This window comes from Nitrospirota bacterium (genome assembly GCA_016207885.1).
Taxonomy (GTDB): domain Bacteria; phylum Nitrospirota; class Thermodesulfovibrionia; order UBA6902; family UBA6902; genus JACQZG01.
Window position 1 is genome coordinate 376418 of record JACQZE010000003.1, and the last position, 24007, is coordinate 400424.

General features: G+C 45.2%; 29 protein-coding genes. 10 read left to right on the forward strand and 19 right to left on the reverse strand.

The window, feature by feature from the left end:
* Positions 1–2: 2 nt before the first annotated feature.
* From HY807_01950 to HY807_01970, 5 genes are read right to left on the reverse strand one after another with little or no spacing between them, the layout of a single operon-like run.
* Positions 3–518 (reverse strand): TlpA family protein disulfide reductase, encoded by a 516-nt coding sequence (locus HY807_01950; GenBank protein ID MBI4825175.1) that lies wholly within the window; start codon positions 516–518, stop codon positions 3–5.
* Positions 519–535: 17 nt separating this feature from the next.
* The gene (locus HY807_01955; protein MBI4825176.1) at positions 536–1018 is read right to left on the reverse strand and encodes a 2-C-methyl-D-erythritol 2,4-cyclodiphosphate synthase; all 483 of its coding nucleotides are present in this window, start codon (positions 1016–1018) and stop codon (positions 536–538) included.
* Positions 1003–1710, reverse strand: a complete 708-nt coding sequence (ispD, locus tag HY807_01960; GenBank protein ID MBI4825177.1) for a 2-C-methyl-D-erythritol 4-phosphate cytidylyltransferase — start codon at positions 1708–1710, stop codon at positions 1003–1005. Before ispD ends, HY807_01955 begins: the two co-directional genes overlap by 16 nt.
* Positions 1710–2714: a PIN domain nuclease gene (locus HY807_01965; GenBank protein MBI4825178.1), complete on the reverse strand. Its 1005-nt coding sequence runs from the start codon at positions 2712–2714 to the stop codon at positions 1710–1712. The genes ispD and HY807_01965 overlap by 1 nt, the downstream gene beginning before the upstream one ends.
* 18 nt (positions 2715–2732) lie before the next feature.
* The gene (locus HY807_01970; protein ID MBI4825179.1) at positions 2733–4202 is read right to left on the reverse strand and encodes a DegQ family serine endoprotease; all 1470 of its coding nucleotides are present in this window, start codon (positions 4200–4202) and stop codon (positions 2733–2735) included.
* Positions 4203–4268: 66 nt separating this feature from the next.
* Between HY807_01970 and bioA the strand changes: the two genes are divergently transcribed.
* From bioA to HY807_02010, 8 genes are all read left to right on the forward strand, one after another.
* Complete coding sequence (gene bioA / locus HY807_01975) at positions 4269–5627, forward strand: adenosylmethionine--8-amino-7-oxononanoate transaminase (GenBank protein MBI4825180.1); 1359 nt, start codon at positions 4269–4271, stop codon at positions 5625–5627.
* Positions 5628–5804: 177 nt separating this feature from the next.
* On the forward strand, positions 5805–6470 hold the full coding sequence (locus HY807_01980; GenBank protein ID MBI4825181.1) for a CYTH domain-containing protein: 666 nt from the start codon (positions 5805–5807) through the stop codon (positions 6468–6470).
* A gap of 3 nt (positions 6471–6473) precedes the next feature.
* Positions 6474–7685, forward strand: coding sequence for an HD domain-containing protein (locus HY807_01985; GenBank protein MBI4825182.1), 1212 nt, complete (start codon positions 6474–6476; stop codon positions 7683–7685).
* The gene (gene dgt / locus HY807_01990) at positions 7682–9133 is read left to right on the forward strand and encodes a dNTP triphosphohydrolase (GenBank protein ID MBI4825183.1); all 1452 of its coding nucleotides are present in this window, start codon (positions 7682–7684) and stop codon (positions 9131–9133) included. Before HY807_01985 ends, dgt begins: the two co-directional genes overlap by 4 nt.
* On the forward strand, positions 9130–10476 hold the full coding sequence (locus HY807_01995) for a hypothetical protein (protein MBI4825184.1): 1347 nt from the start codon (positions 9130–9132) through the stop codon (positions 10474–10476). Before dgt ends, HY807_01995 begins: the two co-directional genes overlap by 4 nt.
* Positions 10477–10655: 179 nt before the next feature.
* Positions 10656–11246: a nucleotidyltransferase domain-containing protein gene (locus tag HY807_02000; GenBank protein MBI4825185.1), complete on the forward strand. Its 591-nt coding sequence runs from the start codon at positions 10656–10658 to the stop codon at positions 11244–11246.
* 130 nt (positions 11247–11376) lie between these two features.
* Positions 11377–11625 carry an AbrB/MazE/SpoVT family DNA-binding domain-containing protein gene (locus HY807_02005; protein ID MBI4825186.1) on the forward strand — a complete coding sequence of 83 codons (249 nt, stop codon included), beginning with the start codon at positions 11377–11379 and terminating at the stop codon, positions 11623–11625.
* A gap of 8 nt (positions 11626–11633) precedes the next feature.
* Complete coding sequence (locus HY807_02010; protein MBI4825187.1) at positions 11634–12005, forward strand: type II toxin-antitoxin system death-on-curing family toxin; 372 nt, start codon at positions 11634–11636, stop codon at positions 12003–12005.
* Here the strand turns inward: HY807_02010 and HY807_02015 are convergent.
* Positions 11995–12561 carry a YkgJ family cysteine cluster protein gene (locus tag HY807_02015; protein ID MBI4825188.1) on the reverse strand — a complete coding sequence of 189 codons (567 nt, stop codon included), beginning with the start codon at positions 12559–12561 and terminating at the stop codon, positions 11995–11997. The two genes, HY807_02010 and HY807_02015, sit on opposite strands and share 11 nt — an antisense overlap.
* A gap of 185 nt (positions 12562–12746) precedes the next feature.
* A complete protein-coding gene (locus tag HY807_02020) occupies positions 12747–13115 on the reverse strand; it encodes a DUF2784 domain-containing protein (protein MBI4825189.1) in 369 nt (122 codons plus the stop codon).
* 38 nt (positions 13116–13153) lie between these two features.
* Here HY807_02020 and HY807_02025 point away from each other — a divergent pair, with 38 nt between their 5' ends.
* Together HY807_02025 and HY807_02030 are read left to right on the forward strand one after the other, a co-directional pair.
* Positions 13154–13738, forward strand: a complete 585-nt coding sequence (locus HY807_02025; protein ID MBI4825190.1) for an isoprenylcysteine carboxylmethyltransferase family protein — start codon at positions 13154–13156, stop codon at positions 13736–13738.
* 167 nt (positions 13739–13905) lie between these two features.
* The gene (locus HY807_02030; protein MBI4825191.1) at positions 13906–14271 is read left to right on the forward strand and encodes a hypothetical protein; all 366 of its coding nucleotides are present in this window, start codon (positions 13906–13908) and stop codon (positions 14269–14271) included.
* A gap of 6 nt (positions 14272–14277) precedes the next feature.
* Here the strand turns inward: HY807_02030 and HY807_02035 are convergent, their stop codons facing one another.
* The 12 genes from HY807_02035 to HY807_02090 form a co-directional block, all read right to left on the reverse strand.
* Entirely contained in the window at positions 14278–14943 is a 666-nt protein-coding gene (locus HY807_02035) for a hypothetical protein (protein ID MBI4825192.1), read from the reverse strand.
* Positions 14944–14977: 34 nt separating this feature from the next.
* Positions 14978–15127 carry a cbb3-type cytochrome oxidase assembly protein CcoS gene (gene ccoS, locus HY807_02040; GenBank protein MBI4825193.1) on the reverse strand — a complete coding sequence of 50 codons (150 nt, stop codon included), beginning with the start codon at positions 15125–15127 and terminating at the stop codon, positions 14978–14980.
* 2 nt (positions 15128–15129) lie between these two features.
* The gene (locus HY807_02045) at positions 15130–17568 is read right to left on the reverse strand and encodes a heavy metal translocating P-type ATPase (protein ID MBI4825194.1); all 2439 of its coding nucleotides are present in this window, start codon (positions 17566–17568) and stop codon (positions 15130–15132) included.
* A complete protein-coding gene (locus HY807_02050) occupies positions 17555–18247 on the reverse strand; it encodes a sulfite exporter TauE/SafE family protein (GenBank protein MBI4825195.1) in 693 nt (230 codons plus the stop codon). Before HY807_02050 ends, HY807_02045 begins: the two co-directional genes overlap by 14 nt.
* 1 nt (position 18248) lies before the next feature.
* Positions 18249–18698 carry a FixH family protein gene (locus HY807_02055; GenBank protein ID MBI4825196.1) on the reverse strand — a complete coding sequence of 150 codons (450 nt, stop codon included), beginning with the start codon at positions 18696–18698 and terminating at the stop codon, positions 18249–18251.
* The gene (locus tag HY807_02060; GenBank protein ID MBI4825197.1) at positions 18699–19910 is read right to left on the reverse strand and encodes a 4Fe-4S binding protein; all 1212 of its coding nucleotides are present in this window, start codon (positions 19908–19910) and stop codon (positions 18699–18701) included.
* Positions 19897–20040 carry a cbb3-type cytochrome c oxidase subunit 3 gene (locus HY807_02065; protein ID MBI4825198.1) on the reverse strand — a complete coding sequence of 48 codons (144 nt, stop codon included), beginning with the start codon at positions 20038–20040 and terminating at the stop codon, positions 19897–19899. The genes HY807_02060 and HY807_02065 overlap by 14 nt, the downstream gene beginning before the upstream one ends.
* Before the next feature lie 105 nt (positions 20041–20145).
* Positions 20146–20766 (reverse strand): peroxiredoxin, encoded by a 621-nt coding sequence (locus HY807_02070; GenBank protein MBI4825199.1) that lies wholly within the window; start codon positions 20764–20766, stop codon positions 20146–20148.
* A gap of 43 nt (positions 20767–20809) precedes the next feature.
* A complete protein-coding gene (locus HY807_02075) occupies positions 20810–20995 on the reverse strand; it encodes a hypothetical protein (protein ID MBI4825200.1) in 186 nt (61 codons plus the stop codon).
* A gap of 11 nt (positions 20996–21006) precedes the next feature.
* A complete protein-coding gene (locus HY807_02080; GenBank protein MBI4825201.1) occupies positions 21007–21942 on the reverse strand; it encodes a cbb3-type cytochrome c oxidase subunit II in 936 nt (311 codons plus the stop codon).
* Positions 21942–23351 carry a cbb3-type cytochrome c oxidase subunit I gene (locus HY807_02085; GenBank protein MBI4825202.1) on the reverse strand — a complete coding sequence of 470 codons (1410 nt, stop codon included), beginning with the start codon at positions 23349–23351 and terminating at the stop codon, positions 21942–21944. The genes HY807_02080 and HY807_02085 overlap by 1 nt, the downstream gene beginning before the upstream one ends.
* A gap of 168 nt (positions 23352–23519) precedes the next feature.
* Positions 23520–23927, reverse strand: coding sequence for an Rrf2 family transcriptional regulator (locus HY807_02090; protein MBI4825203.1), 408 nt, complete (start codon positions 23925–23927; stop codon positions 23520–23522).
* Positions 23928–24007 lie beyond the last annotated feature (80 nt).

Sequence of the window (24007 nt, forward strand, 5' to 3'; positions counted from 1 at the left end):
GTCTACAGCCACTTTTCTATAGCGGCTAATGTCTCTTTATTGCCCCATTCCTGAGGGCCGACAAACCGCTCTCTGAGAATTCCTTCTTTGTCTATGAGAAAGGTCTCCGGAACGCCGGTGATGCCGTACAGCTTTGCCATGGAATTGGACGGATCTATCAGTGTAGTAAAGGTTACCTTGTTTCTTGAATAATAAGATTCCAGATTGGCCGGGTCATCCCTGAAAAGCACCCCGAACATCTGTATGGGCCTGCCATTCATGATCTCTGAAAGCATCGCCTTATGTGTCATCTCAGCCTTGCATGTTACGCACCACGTCGCCCAGAAATTAATAAGCACCGCCCTGCCTTTGAGGTCCGAAAGCCTCCACATCCTTCCGGATGAATCCATAAGCTCGAACTGCGGGGCAGGCTTGCCGACAGCCACGATCGAATCGAACTTCTTATTCTCCGGGCTCATGAAGAGCGCGGCAGCCGCGATTATCAATACAGCCGCTAAAATCAATCCTTTATATTTCATATATCCTCCTGTGTTTTTTAAAATTGATACCGAACCTGCTTAAGCAGGCAGGCCGCCTGCGCAACAACCCCTTCGCCTTTTCCGATAAAACCCATGCCTTCATTTGTCTTTGCCTTGATATTGATCGCTCCCGCTGAAATGCCTGCGCCGGAGATATTATTCTTCATGGCATCAATGAACGGTCCTATCTTCGGCTCCTGTATTATAACCGTAGAATCTATCCATGCCACCTCAAACCCGCCGTGCCTGACCATCTTAACGGCCTCTGAGAGCAGGTCAATGCTTGAGGCGCCCTTCCATTTATCATCTGTATCAGGAAAATGCCTGCCTATATCACCCATGCCTAAAGCTCCTATGAGAGCATCTATTATCGCATGGCACAGCACGTCAGCGTCCGAGTGTCCCTGAAGCCCTTTTTCAAAAGGTATCTCAACGCCTCCTATGATAAGCCGCCTTCCCTCAACAAGCCTGTGCGAATCATAACCTATTCCGATACGCATAAATGACTCCGCCTTTCTATCAGCATCTTCGCAAGCTCAAGGTCTTCCTGTGTTGTTATCTTTATATTAAATGGATCGCCCGGAATTATCTTCACCCTGCCGCCGGCCCTCTCAACAAGCGATGCATCATCTGTTCCGTAAAACCCGTCTGCATATGCCATCTTATAAGCCCTTTTGATCACGCCGGATGTAAAGGCCTGAGGGGTCTGTATGGAGCGGAACTTCTCACGGTCAACCGTGGAGACCACCATGCCGTTGCCGTCAACCTGTTTAAGGGTCTCTTTTACCGGAAGTCCGGGTATCACCCCGTCAACACCTTCAAGGTTTCTTAGAAGGCCTGCTATAAGCTTCTCTGAAATTATCGGCCTTGCGCCGTCATGGATCAGGACTATACACTCGCCTTCAATAAGTTTGACGGCATTGTTGATCGAGTCCTGCCTCTCCGCGCCTCCCGCAACTATCTGCCTCACCTTGTCTATCCTGTATTGCGCAAAGAGCTTGCGCCCTGTTTCAATATCATCAGCCCTGAGCACAGGTATTATATCTGATATGGATGCAACTTCACTAAGCCTGCCCAGCGTATGCACCAGAAGCGGCATGCCTTTAAGCCCGACAAAAGTCTTCCTGACCGACCCGCCGAACCTCCTGCCTATACCGGCGGCCGGAACAATTGCCACGACCTTCTGCTTCATCAGGAACGCGCCGCCTTAAGCTCTTCCCTGTCCATCTCCTCTTTGAGCCTTGCAAAGATCATCCTGCCTGTTGTTGTCTGCAGGACACTTGTCACAACGACATTGGCCTTGTTATTTATGATCTTTCTGGCGTTATCAACTACAACCATTGTGCCGTCATCCAGATAACCCACGCCCTGGTTATGCTCTTTGCCCTCTTTCACGATAAATATATTCATGTTCTCTCCGGGCAGGACAACCGGCCTGAGGGCGCTTGCGAGTTCGTTGAGGTTCAAAGCGCTGACCCCCTGAAGCTGCGCTATCTTGCAGAGGTTTATGTCATTGGTTATTATCTTTGCGTCAAGCTGCCGCGCAAGGGCCACAAGCTTGGAGTCCACTTCTTTAATTTCAGGAAAGTCCTCGCTGACTATCTTCACCGTGACATTGCCCATCTTCTGTATCCTGTCCACAACTTCAAGCCCCCTCCTGCCGCGCGCCTTTCTCAAGGCATCCGATGAGTCCGCAATGTTCTGAAGCTCGCGCAGCACGAATTGAGGGAGTATGAATATGCCCTCTGCAAAGCCTGCCTCGCATACATCTGCCAGCCTGCCGTCGATTATAACGCTGGTATCAATGATCTTGGGGCTCTCTCCGACAACCCTTCCCCTGAAAACATTAACTATATCTGACAGGGTAAAGCCCTTCCCCTTTCTAAGGCCGAAAAAGAGGCCGCTGTAGCCGAACAGGGCGTTTAAAGATAATAAGATATAAACGCCTTCTGTTTCGCCTAATACCGCCTTGACTGGAAAATATAATAGCTTTGCAAACAAGAGGCCTGCGGAAAGCCCGATGACACCTCCTATCAGCATGCCGATGCCGAGCTTTGCATTGACATAGTCAAGGGCAAGCGCCAAAAGGCCGATGCCGGCGCCCCAGTATATTCCTTCGACGGAGAACCCTTCCTTGAGCCCGAAGGCATAACCGCCTGCGACAAATACGAGAAAGTAAATAATCCGATAGATCATAATGAGTTCACCCCCGTTTTAAGAAAACATTTTTAACGTAATATAAAATTTATTTCCGCCCCTGTTAATGAACAGGAGAACCGTGTCGCCTCCGCGTATATGAGATACCGCCTTATTGAAATCATTTACATTATTTATCCTGGCCTTATTGACCTCCTGTATAAGGTCTCCTTTCTTAAGCCCTGACTCTTCAGCCGCGCTCTCAGGCTCCACAGATACTATAACTACCCCGTATTCATCTCTCTGAAGCCCCAACTGTTTGGCAATATCACTATTGATATCCATAACAGATAACCCTGCAAGGGCATTCCCCTCTGCGCCGCGCCTCTCCTGCCTGCCGCTGTTCCCTGACTCGGCCTTTTCCTGCGCAAGCTCAGCAACTGTCAGATTAAGTTCTATGGTCTTTGTGTCGCGCAATACGTTTAATGCTATCCTGCTTCCCACCCTGCTCTGCGCGATAAAATTCCTAAGCGTCTCCACATCATCAACGCCCTTATTATTAACCTCAAGAATTATATCTCCCCTCCTGAGGCCGGCCTTTTCAGCCGGGCTGTTATCAATAACCTCCGTTACAAGAGCCCCTTCAGGCTTCTTTAAGCCGAACGTCCTTGCAAGCTCCGGAGTTACCTGCTGTATAGCTACCCCGGCCCATCCCCTTGTGACCTTCCCCTCTTTTACGAGCTGGGTCATGACAGACTTTACCATGTTGCTCGGGACTGCGAAGCCGATCCCCTCATAACCGCCTGTCCTTGAAATGATCGCAGTATTCACGCCAATAAATTCACCTTTGACATTTACAAGAGGGCCGCCGGAATTGCCCGGGTTGATAGCGGCGTCTGTCTGGATAAAGTCCTCATAATCGGCAATGCCGACGCTCGCCCTGCCTAACGCGCTTACTATGCCCATTGTCACAGTATGGCTCAGGCCGAAAGGGTTGCCGAAGGCAAGCACGAATTCACCCACATCAAGCCTGTCTGAGTCACCCCAGTTGACGGCCGGCAGGTCTTTTGCCTTGATCTTGATAATGGCGATATCGGTCTTTGGATCCGAACCTATGAGCTTGCCTTTGTACTCCTGCTTGTCAAATAGAGTGACCTTGATCTCCTCAGCCTTCTCAATGACATGATTATTGGTGATGATATAGCCGTCAGCGGATACTATAACTCCTGAACCAAGGCTCTCCTCTTTCCATTTTCTCGGGTTGCGGAACTGTTTAAACAAGTCATCAAAAGGGCTGTCGAATAAACGCGGAAAAGGCAGGATATCCTTGCTGATGATCTTTGTTGTCGATATGTTCACAACCGTGGGGCTTACCATTCTTGCTACATCTGAAAAAGCCGAGCCTTCACCCTTCAGTCCCTGCGGCGCCTGAAAATTATATGAGTACGGGGATTGCGCCTTCTCTTTTGTGAAGAGATCAAGCCTGCTGCCTGCTAAATAACCAACTGCCAATGCTATAATAAAAATCATTACGGTTTTCTTATTCATATTCTCAGATCATACTCCTGTTCTTTCGAATTTACAGTAATAATTATAACAGATGGCCATAAGATAATGAGTATAAGCTCAACTAAAAGACGCCTTGAGAGGCTTGATAAAAAGCGCCTCTGGCATCCCTTCACCCAGATGAAGGAGTGGAATGATGAAGAGCCTTTGATCATAACAGAAGGAAGGGGTTCGTTCCTCAAAGACATCAATGGCAGATGGTTTCTCGACGGGGTTTCCTCGATCTGGGTCACAGTACACGGACATGGGAAGAAAGAGATAAACGATGCGATCAAGGCGCAGGCTGATAAGATAAGCCACTCAACCCTCCTCGGCCTCACACACCCGCCTGCCATAGAGCTTGCTGAAAAACTTGTAAAGATAGCGCCGAAAGGACTGACAAGGGTCTTTTATTCGGACAGCGGTTCTACGGCCGTAGAGATCGGGCTGAAGATGGCATACCAGTACTGGCAGCTCAAAGGCGTTAAAGAGAAGAATAGATTTCTCTCTCTGAAAAATTCATATCACGGCGATACAGTAGGCGCGGTGAGCGTAGGCGGCATTGATATATTTCATAAAATATTTGCTCCGCTGCTCTTTAGATCATTCAAAGCCCCTTCGCCTTACTGTTACAGATGCGAGCTTAAAAAAGAATATCCGTCATGCAAGCTTCAGTGCCTGAAAGAGATGGAGAAGGTCTTAAGCAAGAATCATAAAAAGATAGCCGGCCTGATAATCGAGCCGCTTGTCCAGGGCGCAGGAGGCATGGTCGTATCGCCTCCGGGATACCTGAAAGGCGTCAGAAGACTTTGCACTAAATATAATGTCTTAATGATAGCCGATGAGGTGGCGACAGGATTTGGAAGAACAGGAAAGATGTTCGCCTGTGAACATGAGAATGTTGCACCTGACATCCTATGTGTTGCAAAAGGCATAACAGGAGGATATCTTCCGCTTGCGGCAACTTTGACGACTGAAAAAATATACAAAGCATTCCTGGGCGAGTACAAAGATCTTAAGACCTTCTTTCACGGACACACATATACCGGAAACCAGTTAGCCTCTGCCGCCGCGATCGCAAACATAGGCCTCTTCAAAAAAGAGAAGACGCTTCAGAAGATGCAGGGCAAGATAGCGTTATTAAAAAAGGAACTCGCCAAGATCACTGAACTTCCGCATGTGGGTGAAGTCAGGCAGGTGGGCTTTATGGTTGGGATCGAACTTGTAAAGAACAAAAAGAAGAAGACACCTTTTGCGTTGGAAGATAAGATAGGCTGGGAGGTATGCGAGAAAGCAAGAGAACAAGGCCTTATCATAAGGCCGCTTGGAAATGTCATCGTGCTGATGCCGCACCTGAGTGTTTCGAAAGAAGAGCTGATGCAGATAACCGGTAAGACTGCTGAGGCTATAAAGGAAGTGACTGGATGAACAGGGATTATGGAAGTCCGACTTCAATAGTTAGAAACGTCTCCGGTTGTTTTGAAGAGTATACAAAAAGCCTTAAGGCGACACATTAGTATTTTAAACGACCTATCAGTCAAGGGTTCTTTACATACAAAACGTGAAACAGTTGCAGAAGTGATATAATATTTCTATAATAGTGCCATGATAATTAAGGAAAAAGAAAGAAAACTTCTTGTAAGTTCCGCACAGGGGGAGCAGATTGTAGAAAAGTTGAAACAGCTTAATACAACAGGTGATTTTGTATTACAGGATGACAAAGCCTTATCAATCCAAGATGCCTATTTAGATGACAGAAATTTTCTTCTTGCCAAAAAAAACGGATATTTAAGGTTACGAGGCAAGCTATCCGGGCATATGATAGTGCTACGAACTATTATAAATAATGAGTTAGACGAAATTTCTCACCCTGTAAGTGATGAAGGCCTCAAGTTGGTATTATCTCTTTTGAAGGAACATTATGGTATTAATAAGGATCCAAATTTTATTCTTCCAAACATCTCTGAAATATTTCAAAGCGTTGGCTTGAATGAAGTTTTGCGAACTGCCATTGAAAGATTTGAACGAAATGTTTATATGGATAATATTCATATAGGCAAAATGAAAATAGATGCTTTTCGATATATATCCCCTAATGAGATGGGGCCTTTCTATGAAGTGGAACTTAATTCATACAATAAAGTCTTCCACAAAGAAATGGACAATTTTGCATCTGAAATTTTAAAAGAATTTCAGCATAGTATAGAACCTTCTATTCTGAGCAAATACTTAAGGGGTGTTAATATTTCTTACGGTCTTAATATTAAGTAAGACATGGAAGAGTCATTAATCGGTGCACTTCGAACATTAACAAGTCTTCAACGTTGGAATTTTCTGCCACGTGTTGATTTCTGGACAGAGGCCGAGAATGTTGCGTATGTGACCCATATGGGTTATGCATTTGGGCGTGCAAATGGCTTAAATGAAGATCAATTGAGGTATTTTCTTGTTCGCTCTCTCTTAAAATCATTCAACAAACATTTCTTATCGGACATTCCCGTTCCAACCAGAGAAGCATTGAAGGATCTAAAAAAGGATGTCTGGGAGAATCTTGTCAATGAAACCGCCGATAAAACCAGCAAGTTATTCCCGAGAAAAATTGCAGAAGAAGTGGCGACATATTTAACACATGGTGGAAACTATGATGCAATGGTTCTCCCTACAGTTGAAACTTTGCTGAAATACGCTCAAAACATGGTGGCACGCGAAGAATGTAAAACAAATCAGAAAGTATATCTTTTTGAGTATAACGCAACGATAGCTAGTATAAACGACAAGATTCTTGCCATAACAAGTGAAAAAAAGTCTTGGGGTGATGAAGGAACTCAAAACGTTATTTTTAAGGAAAGACTGGCTTATTTTTCGTCCATTAAACGGCTCAAATATTTAAGACGCTGGAACATAATTAACAGAAATATTGAAAGTAGCGTTCTCAGCCACACGTTTATGGTTGCTTTCTTAGCATTCTTGTTTTCAAGAATGTGTGCTGATGAAATAGATGTTCACTATGCCTACAAAAATAAAAAAGGTTTAGATGATTTCCTTTATAAAGCAATATTAAGAGCACTTTTCCATGATGTTCCTGAGGCATTAACAGGCGATATCCCATCACCTGTTAAAATTCTGATTCAAAATGTCGATAGAACTGTCTTAAGTGACGTAGAAAAACGTCTTGTAGAAAAGGAGATAAATGCAAATGCTCCAGAAGGTGTGAGACAAGATATTGAGAGATATAATTTATTAAGCCCTTTTGAAAAAAATCCACCTAAATACTCCATTGAATCGCTTGTTAAAGAATGCGACAAATTAGCACTTGTTATGGAATGCTTATTTGAAAGACAATTTGGAACTGTGGCTGGTGAAATGATGGGCGTTTATCATAGTTATCTGAATGATCTTCTGAATTCTGAGTGGGCATATATAAGGGAGTTCTGTGCTAGGGTTCTATTGGAATTTCCGTTTAGTGACAGTGGGCGGGGGACATGAAGAATGATCATTTAGTCGAACTGGAAAAACATTATCGCCCCTGTGCCTGTCGTAGTACAACACCCTGGTTCTCTAAAAAACCCTGGGCACAAGAAGATCCCTCTGGGCATGGTATGATTGACAGCAAAGATTATAGAACATTTTATCAATGGGATAGAGACAAAATACTTTATTCTCATTATTTCAGAAGACTCCGTTTGAAGACACAGATTTTTCCGGAACATACGTCGGACAATCTCCGAACACGTTTGGATCATACATTGGAAGTTGCCCAAATTGCCCGTCATCTTGCACGACAGCTTGGCCTAAATGAAGATCTTGTAGATGCCATGTCTTTAGCCCACGACATAGGCCATACACCTTTCGCACACAGTGGAGAGAGAGCCCTGCATAAGTTTCTTCTTGATATTAGCGGGAAGTATATCAACGGGACAGAAAGGAAAAAGCCACTCAATCTCGACGGTTTCAAGCACAACTGGCAGGGGCTTAGAGTAGTAGATGAACTTGAAGAATCATATCCTGGCAGGAAGGGGCTTAATTTAACAAGGGCGACTAGGATCGGAATTCTAAAACATACAGGGCCAAGATACAAGGATAACAAGGGTAAGGAGATTGACGAATCATGCAGTTGCGACATGGAAAAAGCCCTTGGGTTTGATCACAATAAAAAAAGATGCTTTTTGTTTGAGGCGCAAGTTGTCAAGCAGGCTGATGACTTTGCACAGGTCATTCATGATCTTGAAGACGCATTCGAATCACAGCTTTTGGATATATTTGAATGCGTAAAGAATAAGAAAGATTTTCCACTGCTTTACGCATGTTATAACGGAATAAAAATAAAAGACAAAGAATTTGAGAACAAAATTAAAGATAGAAGCAAAAAGGATAAAATGTCTTTGCTACGCACAAGGATTACTAGCGAATTGATATATATGCTCACTGTGGACATTAGCATTCATGCCCGCAAAGCGCTTGATGAGTGGGAAGATGAATGCTTGAGTGCTAAGTGGGGAAACGAATGCTTGGATGATCTTGAAGATAAGCGTATCCAAGATTTTAATAACTTTGTGAATAAAGAAGGAGAATTTCCGGAAATTATCACACTCAGTAAAAGTGATGGACTACTTAAGCAATATAATTTATTAAAGGACACGATTAAGTCAATCGTTGTAAAGTCTGAACGGGTAAGCAGGATGGATGGCAAGGCGGACTATGTCATTCGACACATTTTGGATATTTATTTAACTAGTCCATTACAGGTACCTGCATTCATCGTCGATAAGTATGGGGAAGATATAAGGCAGTGGAATGATAGACGTCTCGTGCAGCTGGAATCGGATCCCAAATTTATAAGAGCATGCGTTGATTATGTTGCCGGCCTGAGTGATCGATACGCCTTACGGGAATATGATCAACTATATGCCGCGTATCCGAGGGTGGAGCTATGAACATCGCATCTTACATTCTACAGAATTCTCAGATTAATAACATTCTAAAATTATATTCCTCAATGTCACAGAGTAAGAAATATATTTCTGTAGACAATGCCAATATTGAGATGTTGCGCAGATATTTTTGTTGTGCCGCCATAGAAATTGAGCCAGAAGAACTTTATAACACCACACATTCTGATTTTTTTATGCGTTATGGGATAGCTAATTTAATAAAAAATCATTATTTATTATCTGAACTTTATCAGATAGGTCTTCAGCCAGCTATGAGAAATGTCTTGGAATTTGGTAGTGGTTCAGGAATGTTCACTTTAGCTTCTTTGTTATGGCATTCTGAAACGCGGGAAAAAGCTCCAGGCCATGAAAAAATAGTCATGGTTGATGGCGCAAGCAGGACTTTGAAGTTTTTTGAAGATATTTGGTCCAAAGTCAATGTCGCAAAGAAAAAAGATTTTGATATAGAAATTGTACCGCGTATGTCCAAAGGTGCTTTTCCAAAAAACATGCCGAATCCTGACATGATAGTTTTCAGTAATAGTCTTTCAGAGATGCTACGGGATCCCAGAGTTGATAAAGAACAACTGTTTGATAATATCGTTCAGTCACAGGCAGTTGTCTTTATCATTGATTATTTGTATGAAAATACAATGGAACATCTTCAGGAATTTACGAGGGGCTTGGAGTCCCATTATCGCAGCATTCACTTTTACAATTGGCCTACATGGAACAATTTTTTCCAAATGGTTGACTTAAATAAAATTGAATACTCATTTGAAACAAATAATGATGTTAACGAACATAGAATTACCCCGAATGTAAAATTTATAAAAGCGATTCTTGTGCCTAAGAAAACAGAAACCACCATGGCAAAGCCTTTGTCTTCTAAGTTAGTGAATAATTACAAATATGCTTGGGAACATCATGATGTTGGCGTTCTAAAAAAACTATTCGCTGAAAATGCTATCTATCATGAAAAACCCGAACGTACTCCTTTTGTGGGGATTGGAGATATTTGTAACTATTGGAATAGGAATGCACAACAGCAGGAAAAGGTATCATTTGATCCACTATTCATTAGGGATGAAGATTGTCTCATTGATTGTCTATGGGCAGCCAACTTTTACAGAATAGACTTGCATAAACAATTATCTCTTAATGGCAAGTTTTCTGCACATGCTGATGGCGACGAGAGAATTGATTATTTCCGAGAAAATTATGATAAAAATATGGAGATAGGGGATAATTTTAGAGAACAAAAGCGCAGAAGTGTGGAAGAACTCAAGTGGAGAAATGGGAAATCATTTGATCATGGAAAACTCGAGTCACTAATTGAGAAATAAATTGATCAACTCTCAGCTATTCATATTTTATATTGTATAAGCACACTGCTCAACCAACTTCCTTCTCCCTGCCAAAACCGATCTTATATTCTTACCCGCACTAAAACCGACCTACATCTTGAACCTTGCTTTTGTATTCAGATTTGAATACAATTGTATTCAGGATTGAATACAGGCATATGGACATAATAAATATCTTATTCAGGTCAAAGATACGCCAGAAGATTCTCGAAAGGTTTTTTGCTGATGAAAGCAGGAAATTCTACATCAATGAGATGGCGCGTTTTGTCGGCACAACGCAGGGGACATGCAGGCGGGAGTTGAACAGGCTTGTTGATATGGGGATGCTGTCAACTTCAAGGGAAGGCAATCTTCAATATTATCAGGTGAACAGGCAAAATCCTTTTTATAAAGAATTCTCAACGATAATACGGAAGACCATAGGAATTGAGTCATTGCTCAGAAGCGCTTTGAAAGAGGTGGAGGGAGTTACCTATGCCTTTATCTTTGGCTCATACGCAAAGAAAAAGTTCAAACCTGAATCGGATATCGATATAGCAATCATCGGAACAATAGACGAGGATCGGCTGATTAAGACCGTAAAAAATGCTGAAAAGGCAATTGGCCGTGAAATAAATTATCATATCTATGCTGAAGATGATTTCAAAAAGAAATTTAAGGCTAATTCATTTTTAAAAAATATACTGCAAGACTATATTATGGTGAGTGGCGATGAAAGAGAGTTTAGAAAATTACTTAAGAGAACTTGAATTCAAGGGCTTCATTAAGAAAGAGAAGATCGGAACTGATCTTCAGGGACAAAGGCATTCCGTGATGTAAAGTCATTGGGAGGTGCGAAATTGTGTTATAATTATGTTATAACATGAACAGGAGGCGATAATGCAAAGGAAGGTTTGTTCTATCGGAAACAGTCAGGGAGTTTCAATTCCTGCGGATATGCTTGAAAAGCTTAATCTGTCTGTCGGCTCTGAAGTGGATGTGCAATTGGACAATGAAAAGTCAAAGATAGTTATAGAGCCTGTAAAAAAGAAAAAATATCCGAAAGATATAGACAGGGAATTTGTTTCTCAGGTAAATAAGTTTATCGCAAAGTACAAACCCGCGCTTAAAGAACTCGCTAAAAAATGAAATATCCTTTGCCGGAGCAGGTCCTTTTTGTTCACAGCAGGCTTATTGATGAAACAGGCGGTTCCTACGGCATAAGGGATTTGGGGCTGCTCCAATCCGCGGCGGCAAGGCCCGGAGCAACTTTTGGAGGAAAAGAACTGTACCACGATATCTTTCAAAAGGCTGCCGCCATGATGGAATCACTCGCAAAAAACCATCCTTTCATTGACGGCAATAAAAGAACTGCGATAACATCAGCGGCGGTCTTTCTGCAAAGAAACGGTTACGTTTTGGAGACAACACAGGAAGAGTTAGAACGGATCGCGATTAAGACTGCTACGGGTGAAATCTCAGTTAACGAGCTGGCTAAGTGGTTTAAAAAGTATTCTTTTAAACGATAGTAATTTTATCAACCTTCTCCATCCTCTCTCCGAGCAGCTTCCAGTTGCATTCCTGTAAGACCCTGACCGTCCTGTTAATGTCGCCGCGCTCAACCGCCCTTATTCTCTCGGTATCTTTTTCAACCCCGTGGAATGGAAGCATGACAAAAAAAGCCTGGTCAACATATTTCTTTACAGGCGGGAGCACATCTTTGTTTCTTGTGTAGTAAGGATCTTCGCCTTCTTCGCACTGTTTTCCGAATACGGTGAACTGCCTGCATGCCATCGGCCTCATGGGATGTATCGGACATGCTCCGTTAATAAGAAATGGGCACTGGTCGCTTCTTGTATATTCTTTAAGCTGTTTTTTTAGAATATCCCGTAGATCTCCGGTCATCTTCCCGGCAACATACCATGATATGCCCATAAGCTCAAGCGGATATATGGGTATGTCCCTGAGAGTCCTGCAGCAGTTTGAGCATCCTTGCGCGCACGCCAGAACCTTCCCGTTCTTCTCCTCGGTTTCAATCGCTTTGGCAATGCCTTTATCAACTATGTAATAGGCGTCAAGAAGCATGGATAGCCATGGAAGTTTCTTCTCTTCAGGAAAAGACAGCCTTTTTATTTTTGAGACTTCTTTATTGCTTTTCTTCATATATATTACAAACCAATGTCATTCCGGCTTGTCCGGAATCGTTTGTTATTAATGCGTTCTTTGCCAGAAGATTCCGGACAAGCCGGAATGACTCGCAACACAGCATGTTATCTCCTTATTCTGTACCGATAGATCACAAAACCATAGATAATGATATTAAGAAAAACCACAAAAAGCCCAAGTCCTATCTGCAGCTCTCTCGTCATCTCACCGGGATAAACTACCGGAAGGATATAATGCGCAACGAATCCGCGGCTATATCCCGAAGCGCCCGCCTTTTCAAGAAGAAAGAGTTCAAGGCCGGTAAGCGGGCAGTACCACCCTTTAAACTCTATAAGCGCTCCCCATAACGCGGCAGGTATGTGTAACCATGCAAAACGATTCCACCTGATAAGGAGTAATCCGCCCAGTATGACAAAGACGACAAAAGCTAAATGAATAAATGCTGTAAGGTCTGCAAGAAGCTTATAAGGCATAGTTTGATTTTATAAAATTATTATGAATAATACTAATCATGAAATACCTTCTCCTCAGCGTCCTCTGGATAACCTGGTGTTTTTTGCACAGCTTCTTCACCGCAACAAAAACGGCCGCGTGGTTCAGGTTCAGGCTTGAAAAGAGGTTTATCTATTACAGGATATGCTATAACCTTTTTTCATTATTCACTGTCATACCTTTGCTTTATTGGCAAGGGAATATTCCAGGGCCTGTTATCATTCCGCTCTCGCCTCTTCTCAGGGCTGTGAAATTCGTCACTATAATCTCAGCAATAATTATAATGTCCGGTTCCTTCTTTTCATTTGATGCCGGGGAGTTTTTAGGCATTAAGCAGTTAACCGATAAAAAAGAGGCTAAAGGAATTGTTATTTCAAGACACGGCTTTTACAGCATTGTAAGACATCCGATGTATCTTGCCGGAGTTATCTTCTTTTTAGCGTTAATGACCGATGCCGTTCTTGCTCAGTTTATAGGGTATTTCATCCTCGCATTCTACATGATAATCGGTACGATTCACGAAGACAGGCGGCTGGCTGACGAATTAGGCGACGCATATAAGGAATACCAGAAAGAAGTGCCTATGCTCCTGCCGAGATTTTGATTTAATTTTTTTTATACTTAAAATATTGGAGATAATATAATTCTCTTTATTTACAGGATGTTACCTGCCTCATTTTTTTCTTGACAAGAATCATTCTTATCTGGTATTATTTCTAACATAGGGTATCGTATAATAAAAATAGTTAAGATGACATTCGGAGGGAATAAATGATGTATACAGAACATACAGTTAGATGCAGATGCGGGAAACGCGCGGTAAGTTTCCACTTTAAAGACAATATAATGCCGCCCAAGATCATTAAGATATTATATTGCCCGGACTGCGCAAGCGGCATAGCCTTTGATCCGATAAGCATGCTTGGATATAACGGCTGGATAATTTATTACAATATGGATGTTGCCAGTTTCTACAGGTCAAAGCTGCCAAGCAATGATATGGACAACCTGCTTCCTGAGATGCTGTTTGAAAAGGGATATGCGACATGGAACAGGCCGATTTCCGGAAAAGATAAAGATACAGATAAGATAAAAGAAAGATGTGAATGCGGCGCCCTGGTTCAAAACTTAAAATAAAGAAGGTCAGCCGATGAGTTTTCTCAACTCTTCGGCGTCCACCTTTATCTCCTGGGCAAGATGTTCGGGAGCGGCTCCGCTGTGGCTTATTACCTCTTTAAGGTAATCGATAAAGGATAACTGCTTTTCACAGCTTCTGAAGTAATGTTCAAGAACTGAAGCCAGGCCCTCTGAGGGGATCCTGTATCCCTTTTTTGTCGCTTCCTTTTCACCGGTGCTTTCAGGTATGCCGATCACCGACGTCTTGCCGTCAACAATAATGAAACGCATATTGTGGACCATGAGACAGTTGCTGTAAAAGACCTCAGCTCCTGCCTTTGTATAGAGATAGCCGATATGGAGCCTGTCAGGGAATTTCGGCAGGAGGTATTTCACGCGTACCCCTCTGCTCGTCAGCCTTTCAAGCAGGGCTATGATGTCCCTTGTCATCTTCTGGTCGTCACCCTGAGGGATCCTGCCTGTGATACAGCCTGTGACCTCGGCCTTTGCTTCGACCATGGCATCCATTACAGTGAGAAAATATTCCTGGCGTGAGAGAACCTTAGTGGCCTTGCTCACCTCCATAAGGAGTTTATCTCTCTGCTTGCCCTCCTTTATGCTGTATGCAAGAAGTATAACGGTAACTACAAGAAGAACGGACTCAAGAATGATCAGGCCTGTTTCAAGTTGCAAGGTTCATCCTCCAATAAAATTATTAGTGATTTTATCATTTTTCTTCATCTTTATCATCAAACATCCTGTATTTCGGCCCCTCTATATCATCATACTGCCCGCTCTTTACCGACCATATGAAGAATAACCAGGCTGCTATCCCTGTGCCGAGGCCGATTATTATAAGAAGAAAAACAGACCACATGATCAGTTCACCTTTAATCTCATCGAATTGCCCACAACGCTTAATGAGCTGAAGGTCATGGCGGCGGCAGCCATTATCGGGTGGAGCAGGCCGGCTATCGCAAGCGGGATGGCTGCCATATTATAAACAAATGCCCAGAAGAGGTTCTGTTTAATAACGCTGTAAGTCCTGCCGGATAATTTTAGAGCCTCAGGAATGAGCCTGAGGTCGTTCCTCATAAGTACCATGTCAGCGCTCTCAAGCGCGATGTCCGTGGCCCTGCCCATCGCGATCCCGACATCAGCCTGAACAAGCGCCGGGGCGTCATTTATTCCGTCGCCTGCCATTATGATTTTATTCCCTTTCTCCTGAAGCTGTTTTATGATCTCAGCCTTTTCAACCGGCGAGACCTCAGCCCTTATCATATCTGTCTTTAATCCTGTTTTAACGGCAACCGAGAGCGCGGCCTTTCTGTTATCGCCTGTCATCATCATGACGTCATACCCGCTCTCTATCAAGTTTCTTATAACTTCGCCTGCCTCCTCTCTGATACTGTCCGCGATCACGAATATGCCCGCGAGCCTTTTATCATATGAGAGATAAACAACCGTTGAACCTGACGTCTCTTCAAAATCCGCCAGCAAAAACAGCTCCGGCCCGAGTTCATCCTCAACGCCCCTGAAAATCCCTTCAGCCTCAATAAAGTTCCTGCTGCCGGCAAGCACATCCTTTCCGTCTATCTTCCCGCTTATGCCTTTGCCGGGCTCTGCCTTGAATTCAGATACTGTCAAAGACTGAACTTCCGAGGCGTCTATTATCGCTTTTGAAATGGAATGTTCTGAAAGCCTTTCAAGGGAAGACGCAAGCAGCAGGGCATCTTCATCTGAACAGCCGATCCCTTTAAATGACTTCAGAAGCGGCCTTCCCTCGGTCACCGTTCCTGTCTTGTCCAGGACAACCGTATCAATGCCCTTTGCCCTTTCAATAATATCGCCGCCCTTTATAAGTATGCCCTTTGACGCGCCGCTTGTTGTGCCGATAAGCATGGCAAGAGGCGTGGCAAGCCCGAGCGCGCACGGGCACGCGATGACAAGCACAGAGACAGAGTTCATTACAGCATTGGCCGGGCTGCCGCTGTATATCCACCATCCCAGCCCGGTCACAAAGCCCAGAAAAAGAACCGCCGGAACAAAGATCCCCACTACTTTGTCAGCCAATGCCTGTACCGGCGCGCGCCTTGCCTGCGCATCTTCAACCGTCTTTATGATCTGTGAAAAGACCGTATCCTCACCAATCCTGCTTACCTGAAAGACAAAGCTGCCGTAAAGGTTCTGCGTGCCGCAGAAGACTTCACTGCCTTCAGTTTTTGAAACAGGCCTTGACTCACCTGTAAGCATTGACTCATCAACCTCTGATGCCCCTTCAATAACAATTCCGTCAAGCGGTATCCTTTCGCCGGGAATTACCTCAAGCAGATCATCTGTTTTGATAGAGGAGATGGATATCATCTCCCTGCTTTTGACTGCTGACTGCTGACTGCTGACCACTATTCTCGCCTCTTTCGGATTAAGCGAGAGAAGCCTTGTGATCACATCAGACGCCCTGCCTTTTGCGCCTGTCTCAATGTATCTGCCGAGGAGTATCAGGGTCACTATCATTGCCGCGGTGTCAAAATATACCTCCCCGCCAGCGTATATCTGATACGCGCTGAAGAGGAATGCTGAACCTGCGCCTGTGGCTATGAGCACGTCCATGTTAAAGCTGAGGTTCCTTAATCCCCTTATGGATCCTTTAAAAATAGGCCATCCGGAATAGAAGAGGACAGGGGTTGTAAGCAGAAGGGATATTACCTGAAACGCGCCTCTCGTCCTGTCACCGATGCCCTGAAAATATCCGGCATAAAGCGCGACAGAGAACATCATCAACTGCATCGAAAAGAATGCCGCTGTGCCGAACCTCATGAGAAGATCCCTCTGTTCATTCCTGAGTTCACTCTCATATGCCTCTGCCTCAAAAGGTTTCGGTATATAGCCGACCGATATGATGCGTTGCAGTATCTCATTAATTCCCGCGGTTTCAGGGGCCCATCTTATCTTTGCCCTGTGCGTCGCGTAATTCGCCCTGCAGTATGTAACGCCCTTCTTCTTGAGCAGCGCCCTTTCGATCAGCCAGATGCAGGAGGCGCAGCGGATCCCGTCAATGACTATATCTATCTCGTCCTCATCACCCGCCTTTCTTATCCTCCCTGCAAAGGCGGAAGGCTCTATCTTTATATCTTCAGGCGGGCCGGGCACCCATGAGGAACCCCTTTTGTCATAAAAAGCGTCAAGCCCTTCATCATTTATCAGCCTGTAAACGCCCCTGCACCCGTAACAGCAGAAGGCCTTCTTCATGCCGTTCACCTCATCAAAGACAGCCTTGTTTCCCGGAAACTCAAGCAGGCAGTGGTCACATGTGAGCATGATGCCTGAACCCCTTTAGCAGAAAGAGTATCCCCATAAGTATCACTGTGACGCCAGCCGCCTTATAAAAAAGTCCCCTCAGCTTTGAACTGATGAAGGAGGCCGCTATCCCGAAGATGACAAGCGAAGGCATCGTGCCGAGGCCGAAGAGAAATGAAAGGAGCATGCCTGAGGCTGTGCTGCCCGTGCCTGCGGAAGCGGCAAACGCAGCCATGGAAAAGCCGCATGGCAGAAGGCCGAAGAGAAGGCCGAGAGGAAAGTACTTCAGAAAAGAATCTACCTTTAAAAGACGCTGCCCTTGCTTCAGTATGGAAATATTATGCTTTTCAAACCATGCCGTATTAGCCGGAAAGCCGAGAATACCGACACCCATAATGATCATGAAGAGCCCTGCCGTTACAGCTATCGCGTTCCGGATGCCTGAGAGTTGTCCGGCGATGTTAAGAAGAGAGCCTGCAAATCCCATCGCCCCGCCGATGAGCGTGTAAGTCATGATGCGCCCGGCATTATAAAGCAGATGCGGAAGGAGAAGGTTCATAAAAAAAGGTCGTTCGATATCAGTCTTGCCGCTGATGGAATAGGAAGCGACTATCGGGCCGCACATGCCTATGCAATGGCCGAAGCCTCCGAACAATCCCGTTGTAAATATCAGAAGATAATCCGCGTTCATGTCGATCATATCAGCCCTTCTCCACAAAGACTCTCTTTTGAAAGAGTATGTTATCCGGCCCTTTTATTACGTCTGCCTTTATATCCCAGTATCCGTAAAGCGGGAATTCGATATCCAGCCTGAATGTTCCTTCCCTAACCTTCACAGGCTCGTAACGCCTGTCATATGACGATGTTGACGGCCTGCTGACCATGACTGATATGGATGAGGCGTCAAGCGGGCTGCCGTCCTTCTCAACAAATGTGAGAGTGATGCTGTTTTCACCGGCTGTAAGCTTATCCCCATGCATATCAAAACCCCAGCCAAGCTCAGACTTTACCTTTCGGACCTCATCCCATCTGAGGCCTTCTTCATAAGGGCTGCCCGTTACGGTGCCGTCAAAATTTTCAATGCCTACAAAAAGAGCGCCTGCCACGGCAAGCATGGCTGATATGGCTGAAATGATTATTATCGTCTTCATCTATTCCCCTGAAAAAATAAAATTTGCCTTTCTTGTCAGTTTGAATTCATCCTCTTCCGAGGGAGCTACGGATATTTCAATCGTCTGCGAAGATCTCCCTTCCATGTCTTCGGGAGCAGAAATGTAGACCGGAACCTTTTTGATCTCCCCTGCATTGATAAAGACATCCTCATCAGGAACGATCCTGGCCCTTCCTGCTGAACCGGCCGCCATTATCTTAAATGCCTTATCAACCCTTCCCCTGTTCTTTATCGAGAGGATATAAGAGTTTGTTGTCACGCCGTCCGCTGTCACCCTGGGCTGAAAAGAGTAATTCGGCAGCACAGTGAGGTCATAAGGCAGACGCGTAAATAAAAGATAGCAAAAGAAGAGGAGAGAGATGAGCGTTGCCGCTCCAAACATGGCGGTATTCTTACGGAAAATATTCACTGTCCCGCCAGGCCGTCCCCAGAAATAATCTATCAATGTCTTCTTTTGCTTCTTCCCCATGATATCCCTGCATTCATCAATGCATTTCGCGCAATGTATGCACGCCCTGTTTTCCCCCTGTCTTATATCAATGCCGGCAGGGCAGGCCCGCAGGCATGCCTTGCAGTCAATACATTCTTCCTTTCTCCGCGGGTCAAAGGCGACTGTCAGAGTGCTCTCGTCAAAGAGCGCTCCCTGGAGCATTGAGTAAGGGCATACGGTCGCGCAGAACCTCTGCCGCAGAAAAGAAAGGTCAAGAAATATGACAGCCGTAAGTGTTATCCAGAAAGCCCATACAACGCTGCCAGGCCGCCAACCGGCCAATGCCGGAAAAAAGTCATAAGGCGATACAAAATACCAGATGAGGTTCGCGCCCGCTGCCAGGCTCAGGGCAAAGACCGCGGCATATGAAACAATTCTCTGAAAAGAACCCTTGCCTGAATATCTGTCAAGAGAAGCGGTAATGTCAGACAGCACGGTCTGCGGGCAGGCCCAACCGCACCAGATCCTGCCGAACAAGAGCGTTAAAAAGATCAGGAGGAAGCTTAGAAAGATGATTCCGATAAGCATAATGAAGAACTCCTCCATCCATATGCTTGCGCCGAAAAAATGCAGCCGAAGCGTCGGGATATCAAATCTTAACGCGCTTTCGCCATTTATTTTAAGGAAGGGGAGACTGATAATGACCGCTGCTTCAAAGAACGCCGCTAACCTGCGCCATTGCTGTAAGTTACCGGTCGTCATCAAGCATTCTGAACTTCGGCTCCTCGATCTTATGCTTCCTCTTCTTCGAATAATAATAGACGATTATCACCGCGAAGATAATGACCATTGAAAGCCCGAACAAAAAATACGCTGCAGCCTGCACGTTCATATATGCCTACCTGCCGCCTTTGCTGGCTATCATATAAAGGATCAATATCCCGATCGCGGCTACGGCTGTAAAACCGATTGTTGCCATTACCGATATATCCATTGCTTATTCCTTCAATGCCTCATGAACCCTTCCGACCATCTGCGCGGAAGGCTTCAAGGTCTTGTCGCCTTTCTCTTTCCACTTTGCCGGGCATCCCTCGGCGGAATGTTTCGCAAGGTGAAGATTTGCCTTGAACTTCCTCATCAGTTCATCAACATTTCTGCCCATATTAAAGTAATTCACTTCAGCGTTCAGGAGCTTGCCTTCAGGGCTTATGATAAAAGTGCCTCTTAAGGAAAGCCCTGATGCCTCGTCATAAACGCCGAACATCTTTGCAAGCTTTCCCGTGGTGTCGGAGCCCATCGGATATTTCACATCCTTAAGCATCTTCTCATCTCTATGCCATGCAAGGTGGACGAATTTTGTGTCCCTGCTCACAGTAATCAATTCAGCGCCCATCTTTTTAAACCTGTCATACTGCTCTGCCAGAGCAGCGAATTCCGTAGCTCAGACAAAGGTAAAGTCCGCCGGATAAAAAAAGAGTATCGTCCACTTCTTATTCTTCCTTTGTGTCTCAAGGCTGATCCCTCCAAAGTCTCCTTTTGACGGCTCAAAAGTCTCTAATGTAAAGTCCGGCACCGTTGCTCCGATATTGCATCCCAAACATGCACAAGCTTCTGACATAATTATTACCTCCTGTTTTTGCTGACAGCTATTAGTTTATCTCTCACTTCTTTACCGACTCCTCATAATCCTTTGCCTGGCTCCACCCGCTGATCTCAGGGGTATACGCTGCAAAATAAAAGATGCCCCATAATATCAGCCCCCAGAAGAGTATCAGCCAGCCGACAGGGAGCTTACGCGCGGTATCCTTTGCCTCAAAGGCTTTTATATCATCATATTCCTCTGCCATGGCTCCTCCTTTTACTTATGCTGTAAAGACCTTATGTATGAGATCACAGACCATATCTCGTCCCTGCTCATCGTATCGTTAAAAGACGGCATCCCGCCCTTTGCAGTCCTGCCTTCCTCTACCATGCCCTCTTCGGTGCCATTGGTAATGAGTTCAAAATAATCATCGTCAGCAAGGTCTCCTTCTTTATACAGGAACATATTGTCCACAAGGCTCGGCCCTATGTCTCCGCCTGCATTTTCACCGTGGCACATGGCGCAGTTATCATCAAAAAGTTTCTTGCCCGCCGCTATCGCGCCCGGGTCTCCGGCAACCGGATTTTTAAGCTCCGCTTCCGTTACCGCTGATACCGGTTTGGCAGCAGCCGGCTTCTTTGTGACAGCCGTGCCTATGACCTGCATATACGCTACAAGGGCGTCCATCTCGTTCTTGCCCTGAAGCACATAAATTTCTTCATCAGAATAACTGAATCCAAGAGCGTCCATATGGCTTTGAACATCAGACGGATCGAGCGCCCTCTCTTTTATCCATGCGTAAGAAGGCATGTTCGATTCTTTAAAAAATGCCCTTGGATCTTCAAAATGCCTGTAATGCCACGCGTCAGGATACTTTCCGCCTATTCTTGCGAGGTCAGGGCCTGTTCTCTTTGACCCCCAGAGAAACGGGTAGTCATACGCGAACTCCCCTGCCTTGGAATACTCGCCGTACCTCATCACCTCTGACTTGAGCGGCCTTACCGTCTGTGTGTGGCAGTTGTTGCAGCCCTCCCGCTGATACACATCCCTGCCCGCAAGCTGAAGAGGAGTGAACGGCTTGAGGTTCTCCAGTTTAGGGTGCATCTGGCCGGTCATCATGGGAGCGAACATTGTAACTATCGTTCCCGCAAGTATTACAAGCAGCGCTACTATCGAAAACATTATCGGTTTTTTATATATTTCTCCGGCCATCACCGCACCCCCTCTGCTTTTGCCGCGGCAAGGGCGTTGCCCTTGCGGATGGTCATCAATATGTTATAGATAAAATAAAGCATGCCTATGGTGAAGATAACTCCCGCGAAAGTCCTCATCTGCCAATATGGGTAGTTCTTCACAAGGGTCTCGACAAAGGTGTATTTAAGCGTGCCGTCAGGGTTTACAGCCTTCCATAACGCCCCCTGCTGGATGCCTGTTATCCACATTGTGACAGAGAAGAGGAGCTGCCCGACCAGGACAAAATAAAAGTGCGTATTTGCGATCTTTTCGCTGTATATCTCTGTGTTGTATATCTTGGGAATGATGTAATAAATGGAAGCCGCAACTGTCATTGTCACCCATCCCATCGTGCCCATATGAACATGCCCCGGAACCCAGTCAGTGTAGTGAATAAGCTGGCTTACTACTCTCAGCGCCTGTGTCGGCCCCTGAACGGTCTGGAGCCCGTAAAATGTAATACCGAGTATGAAGAACTTTGTGAGATAGTTCGTCCTCATCTTTGACCACTCAGGCGCCACTGTGTAAAAACCGTTCACAACAGAGCCCCATGACGGCGCGATAAGGAAGAGGCTGAACGCGATCCCGAGCGTCTGGATCCAGTCAGGAAGGGGCGTGTAAACCAGATGATGCGACCCCACCCATAAATATCCGAATACCAGCGACCAGAAGGATATGATCGAGAGCCTGTGGCTGAATATCGGCAGCCCCGTAGACTTCGGCAGAAAGTAGTAGAACATCGCCAAAATGGGAGTTGTAAATATAAAGCCAACCGCGTTATGGCCGTACCACCACTCGATATTCGCGCTGTTGACACCCGCATATAACGAGTAAGACTTGAAGGGCCCCGCAGGAACGGCAAGGTTATTCACAATATAGAGAACCGCGACCGCTATGACAGTGGCAAGTATAAACCAGAGCGATATGTACATCTGCTCCTCTTTTCTCTTGATGATGGTTCCAAAGACATTTACCGCGAAGATCACCCAGAGGATCACAACGCCTATATCAAGAGGCCACTCAAGCTCCGCGTATTCAAGGGACTGGTTCATGCCAGCGAAAAGGCTTAAAGCGGCAAGCGTTATTGCGATATTGAACAGGTGCAGATGAAACCTCGCGAGCCGGGGAAAGAGGAGAGGCCTTCGTGTAAGCCTCATAACAATATAGTAAGAAATGCCGAATATAGCCCCGATGCCGAGACCGAACGCGAGCCCGTTCGTATGCACCACCCTCAGCCTTCCGAAGGTAAAGAACGGGGCAAAGTTCCAGCCTGGCGCCCACATCTGTACCGAGATCAAAAGGCCGATCAATATCCCCACCACTCCCCAGAAGATGGAGGATAGGATAAAGCCTTTTACAGTCTGATTATCGTATTGATAATCGCTCATATTACAACCTCCTTATAATGATTCTTGCATGACCAATGCCTGTCACTCCCGCTTGTCGGGAGTCTTTCAGCTATTAAAGATTCCGGACAAGCCGGAATGACAAGGTTACCGCATTCAATAATAATTAAAAACATAGCACCCTTTAACCTGCCTGACAAGGTCGGAAGATCATTTCTTCCTGTTTGCGGCAAGCATCTCAAAGTTATAGCCTTTTAAAAGATCCTCAAGCCCGGCCCTTATTCCAACCCATACCGGATGGACAGAGCATGTCCTGCTGAGGTCACAGAACTTCCTGTCAACAACGCATTTGTTCATCGCAACCGGCCCCTCGATCGCCTCTATGACATCCAGCAGAGTGATGTCCTTCGGCCTTCTCGCAAGCTGAAAACCGCCCTTAACACCCCTGTAGGATGTGACGATGCCGGCCTTTGAGAGCTTCTGGAGTATCTTGGCAAGAAAGCTCCTTGGAACATCCCTTATCCCGGCGATCTCATCTATCACAACAACCTCATCAGGAGTTGCGGAAAGATGTATAAGGCACCTGACAGCATAATCTGTTTCGCGCGTGATCTGCATAATCAAGACTATTTTAGTCCTGTTTTAAAAAGATGTCAAGAGGCAAGTTTAATTTTTTGTATTTATCTGCTATTATCGAG